This window comes from Oceanicola sp. 502str15 (assembly GCF_024105635.1).
GTDB lineage: Bacteria > Pseudomonadota > Alphaproteobacteria > Rhodobacterales > Rhodobacteraceae > Vannielia.
Window position 1 is genome coordinate 1,898,768 of the sequence record NZ_WYDQ01000001.1, and the last position, 14,653, is coordinate 1,913,420.

The 14,653-nt window shown below is 64.5% G+C and carries 17 protein-coding genes; 5 read left to right on the top strand and 12 right to left on the bottom strand.

From position 1 onward, the window contains the following. Positions 1-47: 47 nt before the first annotated feature. The 3 genes from GTH22_RS09175 to GTH22_RS09185 form a co-directional block, all read right to left on the bottom strand. Complete coding sequence (locus GTH22_RS09175; RefSeq protein ID WP_252944888.1) at positions 48-497, bottom strand: YtoQ family protein; 450 nt, start codon at positions 495-497, stop codon at positions 48-50. 12 nt (positions 498-509) lie between these two features. After that, entirely contained in the window at positions 510-1,964 is a 1,455-nt protein-coding gene (locus tag GTH22_RS09180) for an inorganic phosphate transporter (RefSeq protein WP_256471705.1), read from the bottom strand. Positions 1,965-2,072: 108 nt separating this feature from the next. Further along, positions 2,073-2,489 carry an NUDIX hydrolase gene (locus GTH22_RS09185; protein WP_252944890.1) on the bottom strand — a complete coding sequence of 139 codons (417 nt, stop codon included), beginning with the start codon at positions 2,487-2,489 and terminating at the stop codon, positions 2,073-2,075. Positions 2,490-2,678: 189 nt separating this feature from the next. Between GTH22_RS09185 and GTH22_RS09190 the strand changes: the two genes are divergently transcribed. The 4 genes from GTH22_RS09190 to GTH22_RS09205 all read left to right on the top strand — a co-directional run bounded on the left by GTH22_RS09190 (position 2,679) and on the right by GTH22_RS09205 (position 5,664). After that, positions 2,679-3,533: a carbohydrate ABC transporter permease gene (locus GTH22_RS09190; RefSeq protein WP_252944891.1), complete on the top strand. Its 855-nt coding sequence runs from the start codon at positions 2,679-2,681 to the stop codon at positions 3,531-3,533. Beyond that, positions 3,530-4,318: a carbohydrate ABC transporter permease gene (locus GTH22_RS09195; RefSeq protein ID WP_252944892.1), complete on the top strand. Its 789-nt coding sequence runs from the start codon at positions 3,530-3,532 to the stop codon at positions 4,316-4,318. The genes GTH22_RS09190 and GTH22_RS09195 overlap by 4 nt, the downstream gene beginning before the upstream one ends. A 110-nt stretch (positions 4,319-4,428) precedes the next feature. Further along, positions 4,429-4,995 (top strand): hypothetical protein, encoded by a 567-nt coding sequence (locus GTH22_RS09200; protein WP_252944893.1) that lies wholly within the window; start codon positions 4,429-4,431, stop codon positions 4,993-4,995. Between the two features lie 228 nt (positions 4,996-5,223). After that, on the top strand, positions 5,224-5,664 hold the full coding sequence (locus GTH22_RS09205) for a hypothetical protein (RefSeq protein ID WP_252944894.1): 441 nt from the start codon (positions 5,224-5,226) through the stop codon (positions 5,662-5,664). 74 nt (positions 5,665-5,738) lie between these two features. Here GTH22_RS09205 and GTH22_RS09210 read toward each other — a convergent pair whose 3' ends face one another. From GTH22_RS09210 to GTH22_RS09245, 8 genes are all read right to left on the bottom strand, one after another. After that, positions 5,739-6,728, bottom strand: coding sequence for an ABC transporter substrate-binding protein (locus GTH22_RS09210; protein WP_252944895.1), 990 nt, complete (start codon positions 6,726-6,728; stop codon positions 5,739-5,741). Positions 6,729-6,784: 56 nt separating this feature from the next. Continuing rightward, complete coding sequence (locus GTH22_RS09215; protein WP_252944896.1) at positions 6,785-7,633, bottom strand: ABC transporter permease; 849 nt, start codon at positions 7,631-7,633, stop codon at positions 6,785-6,787. Then, positions 7,630-8,508, bottom strand: coding sequence for an ABC transporter permease (locus GTH22_RS09220; protein ID WP_252944897.1), 879 nt, complete (start codon positions 8,506-8,508; stop codon positions 7,630-7,632). Before GTH22_RS09220 ends, GTH22_RS09215 begins: the two co-directional genes overlap by 4 nt. Before the next feature lie 84 nt (positions 8,509-8,592). Then, positions 8,593-9,414: an ABC transporter ATP-binding protein gene (locus GTH22_RS09225; protein ID WP_252944898.1), complete on the bottom strand. Its 822-nt coding sequence runs from the start codon at positions 9,412-9,414 to the stop codon at positions 8,593-8,595. Beyond that, the gene (gene hydA / locus GTH22_RS09230) at positions 9,414-10,868 is read right to left on the bottom strand and encodes a dihydropyrimidinase (RefSeq protein WP_252944899.1); all 1,455 of its coding nucleotides are present in this window, start codon (positions 10,866-10,868) and stop codon (positions 9,414-9,416) included. The genes GTH22_RS09225 and hydA overlap by 1 nt, the downstream gene beginning before the upstream one ends. Before the next feature lie 16 nt (positions 10,869-10,884). Further along, a complete protein-coding gene (locus GTH22_RS09235; protein WP_252944900.1) occupies positions 10,885-11,631 on the bottom strand; it encodes an endo alpha-1,4 polygalactosaminidase in 747 nt (248 codons plus the stop codon). A 9-nt stretch (positions 11,632-11,640) separates the two neighbouring features. After that, entirely contained in the window at positions 11,641-11,898 is a 258-nt protein-coding gene (locus GTH22_RS09240; RefSeq protein ID WP_252944901.1) for a hypothetical protein, read from the bottom strand. Further along, positions 11,895-13,145: a Zn-dependent hydrolase gene (locus tag GTH22_RS09245; RefSeq protein ID WP_252944902.1), complete on the bottom strand. Its 1,251-nt coding sequence runs from the start codon at positions 13,143-13,145 to the stop codon at positions 11,895-11,897. Before GTH22_RS09245 ends, GTH22_RS09240 begins: the two co-directional genes overlap by 4 nt. A gap of 232 nt (positions 13,146-13,377) precedes the next feature. On the opposite strand from GTH22_RS09245, the gene GTH22_RS09250 reads away from it, so the two are divergent. Then, a complete protein-coding gene (locus tag GTH22_RS09250) occupies positions 13,378-14,007 on the top strand; it encodes a TetR family transcriptional regulator C-terminal domain-containing protein (protein WP_252944903.1) in 630 nt (209 codons plus the stop codon). Here the strand turns inward: GTH22_RS09250 and GTH22_RS09255 are convergent, their stop codons facing one another. Then, complete coding sequence (locus GTH22_RS09255) at positions 14,008-14,562, bottom strand: hypothetical protein (protein ID WP_252944904.1); 555 nt, start codon at positions 14,560-14,562, stop codon at positions 14,008-14,010. Positions 14,563-14,653: the final 91 nt, after the last annotated feature.

Below are 14,653 nucleotides of genomic sequence, written 5' to 3' on the forward strand. Positions count from 1 at the left end.
TGAAAACCAGGGGCGGGGCCGGAAGGCGCCGCCCTTTTCGCCTCTCCCTACCCCGGCAGCTTGCCTTCGAGCACGTAGCGCAGCATCTGCGCCACCTGCGCGGGCCGCTCGGCCACCGCCAGCGCCGCCGCATCCACCTCCTTCAGTGCATGCTGATGCTCGGGCCCGTGCAGCACGATCAGCGACTTGCCCAGCGCGGCGGCCATCCCGGCGTCGAAGGCCGCGTTCCACTGCTTGTATTTCTCGCCGAAGCGCACCACCACCACATCGGCCTGCCCGATCCCGCGCCGCGTGCGGATCGCGTTCAGCTTGGCGCCCTTGTGGTCGTGCCAGAACTTGCTGTCCTCCGCCCCCATGATCGCCACGCCGCAATCGTCGCTCGCATCATGGTCGGTGACCGGCGCGCTGAAGGCCACGTCCAGCCCCTCGCAGCCCGCGATGATCTCTTCGCGCCAGTCCGTGTGGATCTCACCCGAAAGGTAAACCTGCAACGTCATGTCTCTCTCTCCTTATCCCGCCACCGTCACCATGCCCCAGAACAGCAGCGCCGAAAGCAGGGCCGCGGCGGGGACGGTGATGATCCACGCGGCCACGATCGTCATGAAATGCGAGCGCCGCACCAGCTTGCGGCGGCGGCGCTCCTCCGCGCCATGCACCGGGCGATCGGGCAGCGAGCCCCGCGCCTTTCTCAGCCGCCTCTCATAGTCCCACTCGCGGAAGAACCCCACGCCAAAGACCCCGCCCACTGCGATATGGGTCGACGACACCGGCAGCCCCAGCCAGCTTGCCACGATCACGGTGATCGCCGCCGAGAGCGCCACGCAATAGGCCCGCATCGGGTTCAGCTTGGTAATCTGGCTGCCCACCATCCGGATCAGCTTGGGGCCGAAGAGAAACAGGCCAAAGCTGATGCCCAGCGCCCCGATCACCATGACCCAGTAGGGAATGGCCACCTCATGGGTGAAATCCCCGGTGCCCAGCGCCTGCACGATGGCGGCCAGCGGGCCAACCGCATTGGCCACGTCGTTCGCGCCATGGGCAAAACTCAGCAGCGCCGCCGAGACGATGAGCGGAATGCCGAACAGCACCTTCAGCGAGCGGTTGCGGTTTTCCAGCCCCTCCGACTGGCGGCGGATCACCGGGATCATCACCACCCAGATCAGCACCCCCACGGCCAGCCCGATGCCGAGCGCGGTGAAAAGGTCGATCTTGATGAGTTTCTTGATCCCCTTCAGCGCGAGGTAAACGGCAAAGGCCCCGCCCATGATCCCCACCAGCACCGGCACCCAGCGCCGGGCGGCGGCGATCTTGTCGTCGACGTAGACGATGTTGGACTTGATGAACCACAGGAACCCGGCAGCCACCACGCCCCCGAGCACGGGCGAAATCACCCAGCTCGCCGCAATCGCGCCCATGGTGCCCCAGCTCACGGCGGCAAACCCGGCAGCGGCAATGCCCGCGCCCATCACCCCGCCCACAACGCTGTGGGTGGTCGACACCGGCGCGCCGATCCACGTGGCGAGGTTCACCCAGAGCGCCGAAGCCAGCAGCGCCGCCATCATCGCCCAGACAAAGATATTGGCCGACCCGAGGCTCTCGGGCGCAATGATCCCCTTTGCGATGGTGCCCACAACGTCGCCGCCCGCAATCAGCGCGCCCGCGCTCTCGAAGACGGCGGCAATCGCGATGGCCCCGCTCATGGTCAGCGCGTTGGCGCCCACCGCGGGGCCCATGTTGTTGGCCACGTCGTTGGCGCCGATGTTCAGCGCCATGTAGGCCCCGAAGACGGCGGCGACTATGACGATGAAGCTGTTGGTGGTCTGTCCGAAGACAAGCGCGGCCCCGAGCCCGGCCAGCACCACGAAGACGAGCGCCACGCCATAGCCCACCATCGGCCGCGCCACGTAACCGGTGGCATGTTCGAGGTTGGAGATGCGTCCTAGGTCGCGATCCAGCGTTTCCATGTGGCTCGCGTCATAATCTGTCTCTGCCACGGCAGGCTCCCTCCCCTTCAACTGGCGCCGGTCCACCTGCCCCGCCGATCCGAGCCTTGTCAACCGGGCGCAGCCCGCTCAGAGCCCGCGGAGGATCTCCTGCAACTCCGGCTCCTGCACCATGCTGGCCGCCTCGGTCGGGCTCACCCACTTGCGGCGTCGCTCGCTGGCCTCCGGAAAATCCTCGGCCAGCTCCTCCACCTTCACCGGGTAGACCAGCGTTTCCACCGGCACGCCCCAGCCGCCGGCATCCTGCATCTTTTCATAGGTATAGCTGCCAATGGCGGCCTTCGGCACATTGCGGCTGCGCACCCCGGCCTCTTCCCAGGCCTCCTGCAACGCCGCCCCGGCAGAATCCTTGCCCCGCATCGGCCAGCCCTTGGGGATGATCCAGCGCCCGGTGCCCCGGCTTGTCACCAGCAGAACCTGCTTTTCCGCGCCCGCCCGACGATAGCAAAGCGCCGCCACCTGCAAACGCCGGGGGCGCTGCAGCATCGGGCGCAGAAATCCGTCCCATGCAAGGCGGAAGTGTCTGATCATCGGGAACCTGCCAATTTTTTTCTTTACCTTTGGTCTGTTAGATAGGGCATTGGTTAACAATTTGCAAAGAATTGCAGTGTTTTCGGCGCTTTGGCCGCTTGACACCCGTTTCCAAGCCCGGCCAAGTAAACCCATGTCGAGAGCATGCAAATCGCGATGACCCCGTTGAACAACCGCGCCTGGCTGCTCCTGCTGCCCGCCGTCACCATCATGGGCCTCGTCGCGGTGCTGCCGCTGCTCACGGTGCTCAATTATTCCTTCCACGATATCTTCACCCTCGAAAGCCGCTACTGGATCGGGCTGGAATGGTATGAAGAGATCATCACCTCCGGGCGCTTCTGGGCCTCCCTCGCCCGCTCCACCCTGTTTTCGGCCCTCGTGCTCTCCATACAGGTGCCGCTCGGCATCGCCGTGGCGCTGCTGCTGCGCTCCACCCGCCACCCCACGCTCTACCTCATGGCCCTCGCCCTGCCCCTCGTGGTGCCGTGGAACATGATCCCCGGCATGTGGCTCTCCCTTGTCGGCCCTCAGGGTCTGATCGGGCCCTCGCTCATCGCCGCCGGGTTCGACTACAAGTTCACCACGGTCCACACATGGGCGTTGCTCCTCACCATGGACACATGGCACTGGCTCGGCCTCGTGGTGATCCTGTCCTACGCCGGGCTCTCCGCCATCCCCGCGCCCTACTATCAGGCCGCCGAGATCGACGGGGCGTCGCGCGCCGCCATCTTCCGCCACATCGAGCTGCCCAAGATCGCGGGCGCGCTGGCCATCGTGCTGCTGCTGCGCTTCGTGGACAGCTTCATGATCTACACCGAGGCCTTCCGCATCAACGCAGGCGGGCCGCAGGGGGCCACCACCTTCCTCTCGCTCGACCTCGGCGAAGACATCAACGCCTATTCCTACGGCTCCGCGGCGGCGCGGGCGATGACCTACTTCCTCATCGTCATCACCGTGGTCTGGGCCTTCGTGCAAACCACACGGCGGCGCCCCGCATGAGCCGCGCCGCCCGTACCCTCGCGCTCGGCGCGCTGCTGCTCTTCATCGCCCTGCCGCTGGTCCAGAGCGTGGTGCTCTCCTTCACCGCCACCCTGCCCCACGACGGGGTGGAGCCCGGCAGCTTCACCCTGCTCAACTACCGCCACATCTTCGAGACCCCGGCGCTCGTCGCCTCCATCGGCAACAGCTTTCTCTACGTCTCGCTCAACGTCGCCCTCTGCCTCGCCGCCGGCCTGCCCGCAGCCTATGCCTTCTCGCGCTACCGCTTCACCGGCGACCGGCACATGCTGTTCTTCATCCTCGCCTTCCGCGTCACGCCCCCGGTCGTGCTCTCGCTGCCGATCTTCATCCTCTTCGCCCAGCTCGGGCTGGTGAACTCTCCGGTGGGCATCGCGCTGGTGCATTGCGTCTTCAACCTGCCCATCGCGATCTGGATTCTCGAAAGCTTCATCTCCGCCGTCCCCCGCGAGTTCGACGAAACCGCCTTTCTCGACGGCCAGTCGCTGCCGGGCTTCTTCGTCACCCGCCTGATCCCCGCCATCGCGCCGGGCATCGGGGTGACGATGTTCTTCTGCTTCATCTTCTCATGGGTCGAGGTGGTCTTTGCCCGCATCCTCACCGTCACGGGGGGCAAGCCGATCACCATGGCGATCAACGCGCTGTTCTCCTTCCGCACCGACATCGGCCTCGTCATGGCGATGACGGTGTTTTCCCTCCTGCCGGGCGTGCTGATGATCGTCTTCGTGCGCCGCCACATCGCGCGGGGATTCGTGATCCGAACCTGAGCAGGACGTTAACCATCAAGGCATTTTTGCAGGCCGCGTTAACGCCCTGGGCACTCCTATAAAGATAACGTGCAAGCCATGGGGTCCGTTAACTAAAGGAGCATGATGCGATGAGTATTGCCCGACTTGACTCACCCGGCCACGCGTCCGAGGCCGCCAGCCTTCCGGCACAACTTCTTGCCGCACGCCATCGGCAAAATTCGGTGGCCCCGCAATCCACCGATGTCCGCCCGCCCGAAAAGGCAGAGGCCGCCGCCAAGCCCGCGCTCGACACCAAGCGCGACGAGGCGCTGCGCAGCGATGGCGAACGGCGCCCGCCCCCGCCGCTCAAGGAATATGCCCGCATTCCCACCGCCATGACCGCCGAGATCATGCGGCTACAGGAGGAATCGCGCGAAAAATCGCAAGAGGCGACCGAGGCCGCCAGCGAGGCAGACTCCGCCCGTGCCGCCGCCGCAGAGGCCAAGCAGGCCGAAACGGCCGCGCGCGCCGCCGAGGCCAGTGCGGAGGCCGCAGAAAATGCGCGCGCCGAAGCGCCCGAGCCTGCACAAAGCGCCGCGCCCGCCTCCGCTCAAGGCACGGCCAAGGCAGCAAGATCCGCGCCCAGCTTTGCCTCCGGCCTCACCGTCGTGAACGGCGCCACCTCCGCGCCCAACACGCTGAACCACCAGGCCTGACGCCGCCCCACCGGCGGCGCAGCCCCCTCGCATCCCCCTGCCCCGGGCCCCCGGCCCGGTCGGCGCAGCTATGCCGCCCCCGGCGCCCCGGCATTGCCCGGGGGCCCCATCGGCGCGTGGCCTCCATTTCGAGGCCACCCCGCAGCCGACCATTGCCCGTCTTCGCGCCTCTGTTACACTCGCCGCATTAGATTTCGGACCAAATCATTCAACTCGAAGGACATCGCCATGCCACGCCCCGATTGGCTCGACCAGATCGAATGGCTCAAGCCGCACCGGCTCTCCGAGCTCAACGCAGACCGCCAGCTCATCACCCACCACCCCGGCTTCTATGCCTTCACCGAAACCCCCGGCCCGCTTCAGGTCGGCCAGGTGCTCTACATCGGTGAAACCGGCCGCAAGGGCGGCATCCGCGAGCGGGTCGGCGTCTACCTCCACCGGAACCCCGAAAAATCCACCACCCGCCATTCCGGCGCGATCTGGATGCACAACCACCGGCTCTACGAGAAATCCGACCAGACCCTCTGGCTGCGCTGGTCGCTCTGGGAGGGCAGCACGTCGGACCGTCAGGCCATCGAAACCGCGCTCATGCAGTATTACCAGTGCTGGTACAACAAGCGCCAGATGGGCTCCGACAGCGACTTCCAGGTCATCGACAGCGCCGACTGACCCGGCACCAAAAGGGGCGCCCCAACCGGAGCGCCCCGCAGGGTGGGTGACCCCCACCCATCGTATCAAACGCCTTACTTCAGCGCTTCGTCGGTGATCTCCAGCGTGAAGGCCATGCCTTCCGGCTCCTTGGTGATCGCCGGGTTGTCTTCCGACACGGCCGAAAGCAGCGTGGCCACCGTCTGCTCGTAATCCGCCGGGTCGAGCGCGCCGTTGGAGCCCGCCGTCAGCTTGGCCACTTCGCTCATCATGTATTCCTGATGCTCGATGGTCTGCGCGCCGGTTTCATCGTTGTCGACCACGATCTGCGCGGCTTCCTCGGGGTTCTCCTCGGCGTACTTCCAACCCTTCATCGAGGCCCGCACGAAGCGCACCATCTTCTCCTTGAAGGCATCGTCGCTCAGGTTCTCCTCCATCACGTAGAGGCCGTCTTCCATCATGCCCACGCCCTGCTCGAGGTAGTTGAACGTGACCAGCTCATCTTCGGAAATACCGGCATCCAGCACCTGGCCGTATTCATTGTAGGTCATCACCGAGATGCAATCGGCCTGCTTTTGCAGCAGCGGATCCACGTTGAAGGCCTGCTTCAGCACTTCCACGCCATCCTCGCCGCCCTCGGTCGGCAGGCCCAGCTTGGCCATCCACGCATAGAACGGATACTCATTGCCGAAGAACCAGACGCCCAGCGTATGCCCCTTGAAGTCCTCGGGCGCGGAAATGCCGCTCTCCTTCAGGCAGGTCAGCTGCAAGCCACCGCTCTTGAACGGCTGGGCGATGTTCACCAGCGGCACACCGCGCTCGCGTGCGGCAAGGCCGGCGGCCATCCATGTCACGATCACGTCGGCACCGCCGCCCGCGATCACCTGCTCGGGGGCAATGTCGGGGCCGCCGGGCTTGATGGTGACGTTCAGGTCTTCCTCTTCATAAAACCCCTTGTCGGCGGCCACGTAGTAGCCGGCAAACTGCGCCTGGGTGACCCACTTGAGCTGCAGCGTCACGTCATCCGCCGCCTGAGCGGCCCCCGCCGCCAGCGCCAGCCCGGCGCTCAATACGAACTTCTTCATTTTCACTCTCCTTGTTGGTCTTCGTTATGCGCTCCCCGGCGCGGTTATCCTCCCGATCAGCCAACCCTCTGGCTCGGATGCCAGAAGGTGACGAACTTCTCGATCATGGCCACGATGCCATAAAAAGCGGTGCCCACAAGGGCCGCCACGGCGATCTCGGCCCAGACCAGATCAATCGCCAGCCGCCCCACGCCGGTCGAGATCCGAAAGCCCATGCCCTTCACCGGCGAGCCGAAATATTCGGCCACGATGGCCCCGATCAGCGCCAGCGTGGTGGCAATCTTCAGCCCGTTGAACACGAAGGGCATGGCGGCGGGTAGCCGCAGCTTCAGCAGGGTCTGGCCGTAGCCCGCCGCATAGGTGCGCATCAGGTCGCGCTGCATCGGCTCGGTCTCCTTCAGGCCCTGCACCACGTTCACCAGCACCGGAAAGAACACCATCACCACCACCACCGCCGCCTTGCTCTGCCAGTCGAAGCCGAACCAGCTCACCAGGATCGGCGCGATCCCCACAATCGGCAGGGCGGCCACGAAATTGCCGATCGGCAGCAGGCCCGCGGTCAGAAAGGCGCTGCGGTCGATCACGATCGCCGTGGCAACCGCGGCGAGGCTGCCGATCACGTAGCCGGTCAGCGCGCCCTTCAGCACGGTCTGCACGAAGTCTTCCCACAGCACATGGGTCGAGCCGGCAAAGGTCTGCGCAATGTCGGTCGGGGCGGGCAGGATCACCGGCGACACGTTCAGCCCCCGCACCAGCCCCTGCCAGAGCACCAGCACCGCGAGGCCAAAGATCACCGGCACCGCGATCCGCACCACCCGCGCCTTGCGCCAGCGCGAACGGGCAAGCGCCGCGTTCAACGCCCATGCGGCAAGCCAGAAGGCAATGGCGGCCAGCAGCGCGCTCATCGGGCCATCCCCATCCGCTTCAGCAGGATGGTTTGCACACTGCCAATCACCGTCACCAGCACGCCCGCAAGAATGGCGGCAGCGAACAGCGCCGCCCAGATCGCCAGCGGCGTGCCGAACTGGTCGCCGATCAGGATGCGCGCGCCAAGCCCGTTGACCGCGCCGGTCGGCAACTCGCCAATGATCGTCCCCACCAGCGCCGCCGCAATCGCCACCTTCAGCGAGGTGAACAGGTAGGGCATCGACGCCGGAAGCCGCAGCTTGAAGAAGCTCGCCGCGCCGCTGGCGTTGTAGGTCTTCAGCAGGTCGAGCTGTTGCGAGCTGGGCGAGTTCAGCCCCTTCACCATGCCCACCAGCACCGGGAAATAGCACAGGTAGGCCGAGATGATCGCCTTGGGCACGTCCCGCCCCTCGATCCCCACCGCGTTCGAAAGCACGATAATCATCGGGGCCAGCGCCACGATCGGGATCGTCTGGCTGACGATTGCCCATGGCATCAGGCTCATCTCCGCCACCCGGCTGTAGGTGATGGCCACCGCGCCCAGAATGCCAAGGCTGACGCCCAGCGCAAAGCCGGTGAGCGTGGCGCCGAGCGTGACCATGCCGTGGTAGATCAGCGACCGCTTGCTCAGCGCGCGACCCCGCAGGACCATGTCGCCGGTGGTCTTCCACAGCTCGCTCGCCACCTGATGCGGGGCCGGAAGCCGGGGCCGGTCCTGGCTCATGGTGGCGGTGAAGAGCTCACCCGCGCTCAGTTGTTGGTCTGCCCGCTCCGCCTGTGCCAGCGCCCAGGGCGTGTTCATCCGCCAGGCGCCCAGGTACCAGACCGCCACGAGCACGGCCAGAACCGCGAGGACTGGGAGCGCCCGGCGCATTAATTAACGCGCTCCATGTCATTTGACGTCTGCACGGGGTGTGTACGGGTTGTGTACGGGTTGTGCCCTGTTGCCCATTTGCGGTTAATCGTCATAGGAATGCCCCGCCCTCAGCCCTTCCCGCACCCTGTGCGCCACTTCAATAAATTCGCGTGAGTCCCTGATTTCCAAGGGTCTTTCCTTCGGAAGCGGGCTCTCGATCACATCGCTGATCCGCCCCGGACGCGGCGACATCACCACAATCTTGGTTGAGAGATAGACCGCTTCGGGTATCGAATGGGTAACGAATGCAATCGTCTTGCCCGTCCGCGCCCAGAGCGCCAGCAATTGCTCGTTCAGATGGTCGCGCACGATCTCGTCGAGCGCGCCAAAGGGTTCATCCATAAGCAGAATTTCGGCATCGAAGGCCAGCGCGCGGGCAATCGAGGCCCGCTGCTGCATACCGCCCGAAAGCTGCCAGGGGTGCTTGCCGCCAAAGCCTTCCAGATCAACGAGTTGCAGCACCCGGTTGATGCGCTCCTCCTGCTCCGCCTTCGAAAATCCCATGATCTCCAACGGCAGCCGGATATTGCCCGCGATGGTGCGCCACGGATAGAGCCCGGCCGCCTGGAAGACATAGCCGTAAGCCCTTGATTTCCGGGCCTGCTCCGGGGTCATCCCGTTCACGCTGAGGCTGCCTCCGGTGGGCTGCTCCAGCGCCGCGATACAGCGCAGAAATGTGGTTTTCCCGCAGCCCGAGGGCCCGATGAAGCTCACAAAGTCGCCCCGCCCGATATCGAGCGAAACATCCTTGAGCGCATGCACCGGCCCGTCATTCGTCTGAAAGGTAAGATCCAGGTTCCGGGCGTTGATGACCGTGTCGTTCACCGCGTTTTCTTTCGCTTCTTCAGCAACTTCGGCGCCCATCAAACCCCCGTCGCCGGAATGCCGCTGCGCGCAACGGGGCGCGGCGCCGTCAGGCCCTTCCAGGTCGAAAGCGCCTTGTTAACGGTTGCGTTAGGCTCTCGTGCTACAAACTGCCCGTGGCCTTCCTTGGTGCGGATCTCGCCGTCATGCACCGCCACATGGCCGCGCGTCAGGGTAAACCGGGGCAAGCCCTTCACGTGCTGGCCCTCAAAAACGTTGTAATCAATGGAGGACTGTTGAGAGCCCGCAGTGATCGTCTTTTCCTTCTTGGGGTCCCAGACCACGATGTCGGCATCAGCCCCCACAAGGATCGCCCCCTTTTTCGGGTAGCAATTCAGGATCTTGGCGATGTTGGTTGAAGTGACCGCAACAAACTCGTTGGGCGTCAGCCGCCCGGTTTCCACACCATGGGTCCAGAGCATCGGCATCCGGTCCTCAAGGCCCCCGGTCCCGTTGGGGATCTTCGAGAAGTCGCCCACCCCGTAGCGTTTCTGCTCCGTGGTGAAGGCACAGTGATCGGTCGCCACGACCGAGAGCGAGCCACTCTGGAGCCCGGCCCAAAGGCTGTCCTGGTGCTTCTTGTTGCGGAAGGGCGGCGACATCACCCGCCGCGCGGCATGGTCCCAGTCGGCGTTGAAATACTCGCTCTCGTCCAGCGTCAGATGCTGGATCAGCGGCTCGCCCCAAACCCGCTTGCCGTTCTGTTTGGCCCGGCGGATCGCCTCATGCGCCTCCTCGCAGGAGGTGTGCACCACATAGAGCGGCACGCCCGCCATGTCGGCAATCATGATCGCCCGGTTGGTCGCCTCGCCTTCTACCTGCGAGGGCCGCGAATAGGCATGGCCCTCCGGCCCGTTGTTGCCCTCGGCCAGCAGCTTGGCGGTCAGCTCGGCCACCACATCGCCGTTCTCGGCGTGCACCATCGCCGTCGCGCCCAGTTCGGCCAGCCGCTGGAACGACGAATACATCTCGTCATCATTCACCATCAGCGCGCCCTTATAGGCCATGAAGTGCTTGAAGGTGTTGATTCCACGCTCTTTTACGACCGTCTCCATCTCGTTGAAGACCTGTTCCCCCCACCATGTCACCGCCATGTGGAAGGAGTAATCGCAATTCGCCCGGGTGCTCTTGTTGTCCCACCGCTTCAGCGCATCCAGCAGGCTCTCGCCCGGGTTCGGCAGGGCAAAATCAACCACCATCGTCGTGCCCCCGGCCAGCCCGGCGCGGGTGCCGCTCTCGAAGTCATCGCTCGAATAGGTGCCCATGAAGGGCATCTCCAGGTGGGTGTGCGGGTCGATCCCGCCGGGCATCACCATGCATCCCGCCGCGTCCAGCACCTCGTCGCCCTTCAGGTCCTTGCCGATCTCCACGATCTGCCCGCCCTCGACCAGAACATCGGCCTGATAGCTCAGATCGGCGGTTACAATCGTGCCGCCCTTGATAACTGTGCTCATGGTCTAACTCCCCGTTTTAGTTGCAGGACTTCCCGCCTGCCGTAATCTCATGGCTCTTCAGCAGCAGCTTGATGCCGCGCGCCTTGCTGTCTTCACACACCGCATCCCAATCGAGGCCCGCGTCGTCATATTCGATGGCGAGCACGTCCTTTCCGGCGTCGATATAGGGCTGAAGGTCGTCACAGAAGTTGTAGACAAAGCACTCCTCGACCATGATGAAATCCATCTGGTTCACAAGGTCCGGCACCAGCTCCGGCGTGTTTTTCTGCGCGACCTCAAGGCCTTGCGCCTTGGCGAACATGGCCAGCTCGCGGATGTAGCCCAGCGCATCCTCCCGCGTCAGCTCGAAGCTGGAGGTGTTTTCATACACATCCATGTTGTCCATCTCGACCGCCAGAAAGCCCCGCGCCGCGCAATCCGCGATCCGGTCCTTCATGATCTGCACAACGCCGGCATTCCGGATGTCGACATAGCGCTCATCCGGCCACTCCCCGAGCGGCTCGCCCAGCGCCTCCTCGGGAAAGCGGTCCTTGTCGTCGCGGTATTCTTCCCAGCTTCCGATCGAGACGTAGCAGACCGGTTTCACCCCGCGCGACCGCAGTGCCATGACCGTCTCGCGGTCGTGGTCATCCTTGTCGAGCGCGAGCACTTTCACATCTATGTCAAGGTCGTAGGGGTGGGTGAGCTGCCAGTCCCAATAGGCAGTCTCGCTGCCGCCGATGATGAATATCCCAAGTGCCGTAAGTGCCGCCGTGAGTGTCATCGCTTCCTCCTAGCCGATGCAATAGGGCTGCCCGTCAAACCCCGCGTCGCGCATCTCCTGGGTCGTTATCGGATAGATCGCGCCCTCGTAGAACATGTAGTAGCAGCCATCGCGCACCACGATCTGGTCAAGCCGCAGATCGGCCGGGATGGCGCTCATCACCTTCTGCGGTATCGGCGGATCGGCCACCGCATAGCCCGCAGGCGCCCCGCCCGTCGTGCTCTGGCAGGCGGCGAGAAACGGCAGCAGGATCAGGGCTTTCCTCATTCAACGATCCCCGCCGTCTCGACCACCGCGTGAAACAGCACATCCGTCCCGGCGGTGGCCCACTCCTTGCTGATCTCCTCGGCCTCGTTGTGGCTGAGGCCATCGACACAGGGGCACATCACCATCGCCGTCGGGTAAAGATCGTTGATCCAGCAGGCGTCATGCCCGGCGCCCGAGACGATATCCATATGGCTATATCCCAGCCTTTCGGCCGCATCGCGGATCGCGCCAACGCAGCCCTCGTCAAAGGCGGGCGGGTCGAACTGGCCGACGATCTCGGCAGAAAACTCCACCCCGATATCGGCACAGAGCTTCGGCGCCTTCTCCATTAGCTCGTCGACCATTCCATTCAGCTTATCAAGCAGATGGGTCCGCATATCGACGGTAAAGACCACGCGGCCCGGGATGATGTTGCGCGAGTTCGGATAAACGTCGATATGCCCGATCGCGCCCACCGCGTTGGGCTGGTTCTTCATCGCGATCTCGTGGACCAGCTCGGTGATCAGCGCCAGCCCGCGCCCGGCGTTCTTGCGCATGTGCATCGGGGTCGAGCCGGTATGGCTCTCCTTGCCGGTCACGGTGATCTCGACCCACCGCAGCCCCTGCCCATGGGTCACAACGCCAATATCCTTGCCCTCGGCTTCAAGGATTGGCCCCTGCTCGATGTGCAGCTCGAAGAGCGCATGCATCTTGCGGTCGCCCACCTTTTCATCGCCCTTCCAGCCGATCCGCTCCAGCTCGTCGCCAAAGCGCTTGCCCCTGGCGTCGACCCGGTCGTTGGCCCATTCCAGCGTATGCTTGCCCGCAAAGACGCCCGAAGCGAGCATGGCCGGAGCAAAGCGGGTGCCCTCCTCGTTGGTCCAGTTGACCACCACGATCGGGTGCTTCGTATTGATGTCCATGTCGTTGAGCGAGCGGATCACCTCCAGCCCACCGAGCACGCCCAGCACACCATCGTATTTGCCACCCGTCGGCTGGGTATCGAGGTGCGAGCCCACGTAAACCGGCAGGGCTTCGGGGTCGGTGCCCTCGCGGCGGGCAAACATGTTGCCGATCTCGTCGACCCCCATGGTCATCCCGGCCGCCTCGCACCAGCTCTGAAACAGCGCCCGCCCCTCGGCATCCTCATCGGTCAGCGTCTGGCGGTTGTTGCCCCCCGCAATGCCGGGGCCGATCTTGGCCATTTCCATCAGGCTGTCCCACAGCCTGTCACCATTGATCCTGAGATTTTCTCCTGGGGCGGCCATGGGCTCTCCTCGGGTCTTTCCTGCGAGGGCGCCGGCCCTCCCAGTGCGGTGCGGCCTGGCTGCGGCACCTTGTTGTTTGACCAAATGGTCAGGAAGACGCTACCACTCTTGGAACAAGGGTCAAGAAATAGCGCCTTGGCGCTGCGGCTGGGCCGTTGAATTTTAGGCGCGGCACGTAGGAAGCGGCTGCATTTTGGGCGCTGGGAAAACCCGCGCAAGAGAGGACAAGTCCTTGGCAGCAAACGGCACCCGGCCGCGCACGCGCATTCAGCAGAAAAACAGCGCCGCCATTCTGGAAGCCGCGCTCGATGTGTTCTCCCAGAACGGGTTTCGCGGCGCGACCGTCGACCAGATCGCAAGGGCCGCCGGGCTCTCCAAGCCCAACCTGCTCTATTACTTCCCCTCCAAGGAGGCGATCCACCAGACCCTGCTGGCCGGCCTGCTCGACACATGGCTCGCCCCGCTGCGCCGGCTCGATCCGGCGGGCGACCCGGTCGAGGAGATCCTCGCCTATGCCCGCCGCAAGCTGGAGATGAGCCGCGAGATGCCGCGCGAAAGCCGGCTCTTTGCCAATGAGGTGCTGCAGGGCGCGCCAAGCCTCGAGACGGTGCTGAAGGGCGAGCTGAAACCGCTGGTCGATGAAAAGGCCGCCGTCATCGCCGGATGGGTCGACGCGGGCCGCCTTGCCCCGGTGCACCCCTACCACCTGCTGTTTTCGATCTGGGCACTGACCCAGCACTACGCCGATTTCGACGTTCAGGTGCGGGCCGTACTGCCCGAAAATGAAGCGGGCGACCCCTTTCCCGAGGCCGCCCGCGCAATTGATACCCTGTTCCGCAAGACCCTTGCGCCGGGGGGCTGATCAGCCGTCGAGGTAGTTCCACCGAAAGCCGTTCCCGACCTGCCGCAGGGGCAGTTCGGGGAAGTAAAGCTTTTTGTAGGATCTTGGGCGATAGTCACAGACAAGGCGGCCGTTTGCGTCGCGGATGAAGCAGTAGACCCCGTTTTCATCCTGCCAGGCCACGCCACCCGCGGCTGCAATCGTCATCGCCTGGATGTGGCCGCCCGAGGCAAAGAAGCTGTAGTCGTCGACGGGATAGATGCTGTTGCGATATTCGGCCGGCTCCTTGGCCCGGACTTCGGCCACCAGCGAGGCGGTGTGGTCGTCCACCGCGGCCTTGACGGTGCCGGTGATGATTGCAGGAACGGCCAGGATCGCCCCGGCCACCACGCCGGCAACACCGGTGCCATAGATGAACGCGTCGCCCGCATCAGGGCCGGTGCCGGTGATGATCCATACCGCGGGCTGCACCACCAGTCCGGCAGCGCCGCCGCGAATGCCGCCGCCGAGCGCACGTGAAATGCCCTCGGACGTGACGGTGACGACTACGTTTGTTGCTGAGTTTTCTCCAGCCATGAGTTGATCTCCAAGCGATTGGTGTTCGAAATAAAATTCACCCTGTCGGGCTGAGCCTAAAATGAGGCTCGCACATCACGCAATGGTGACG

Excerpts from the sequence above, each read along its gene's own strand:
- hydA (WP_252944899.1), bottom strand. The coding sequence starts at position 10,868 with ATGAGCACAGTTATCAAGGGCGGCACGATTGTAACCGCCGATCTGAGC.
- GTH22_RS09240 (WP_252944901.1), bottom strand. The coding sequence starts at position 11,898 with ATGAGGAAAGCCCTGATCCTGCTGCCGTTTCTCGCCGCCTGCCAGAGC.
- GTH22_RS09255 (WP_252944904.1), bottom strand. The coding sequence starts at position 14,562 with ATGGCTGGAGAAAACTCAGCAACAAACGTAGTCGTCACCGTCACGTCC.
- GTH22_RS09195 (WP_252944892.1), top strand. The coding sequence starts at position 3,530 with ATGAGCCGCGCCGCCCGTACCCTCGCGCTCGGCGCGCTGCTGCTCTTC.
- GTH22_RS09185 (WP_252944890.1), bottom strand. The coding sequence starts at position 2,489 with ATGCTGCAGCGCCCCCGGCGTTTGCAGGTGGCGGCGCTTTGCTATCGT.
- GTH22_RS09180 (WP_256471705.1), bottom strand. The coding sequence starts at position 1,964 with ATGGAAACGCTGGATCGCGACCTAGGACGCATCTCCAACCTCGAACAT.
- GTH22_RS09235 (WP_252944900.1), bottom strand. The coding sequence starts at position 11,631 with ATGACACTCACGGCGGCACTTACGGCACTTGGGATATTCATCATCGGC.
- GTH22_RS09245 (WP_252944902.1), bottom strand. The coding sequence starts at position 13,145 with ATGGCCGCCCCAGGAGAAAATCTCAGGATCAATGGTGACAGGCTGTGG.
- GTH22_RS09175 (WP_252944888.1), bottom strand. The coding sequence starts at position 497 with ATGACGTTGCAGGTTTACCTTTCGGGTGAGATCCACACGGACTGGCGC.
- GTH22_RS09200 (WP_252944893.1), top strand. The coding sequence starts at position 4,429 with ATGAGTATTGCCCGACTTGACTCACCCGGCCACGCGTCCGAGGCCGCC.
- GTH22_RS09220 (WP_252944897.1), bottom strand. The coding sequence starts at position 8,508 with ATGCGCCGGGCGCTCCCAGTCCTCGCGGTTCTGGCCGTGCTCGTGGCG.
- GTH22_RS09225 (WP_252944898.1), bottom strand. The coding sequence starts at position 9,414 with ATGGGCGCCGAAGTTGCTGAAGAAGCGAAAGAAAACGCGGTGAACGAC.
- GTH22_RS09210 (WP_252944895.1), bottom strand. The coding sequence starts at position 6,728 with ATGAAGAAGTTCGTATTGAGCGCCGGGCTGGCGCTGGCGGCGGGGGCC.
- GTH22_RS09205 (WP_252944894.1), top strand. The coding sequence starts at position 5,224 with ATGCCACGCCCCGATTGGCTCGACCAGATCGAATGGCTCAAGCCGCAC.
- GTH22_RS09190 (WP_252944891.1), top strand. The coding sequence starts at position 2,679 with ATGCAAATCGCGATGACCCCGTTGAACAACCGCGCCTGGCTGCTCCTG.
- GTH22_RS09215 (WP_252944896.1), bottom strand. The coding sequence starts at position 7,633 with ATGAGCGCGCTGCTGGCCGCCATTGCCTTCTGGCTTGCCGCATGGGCG.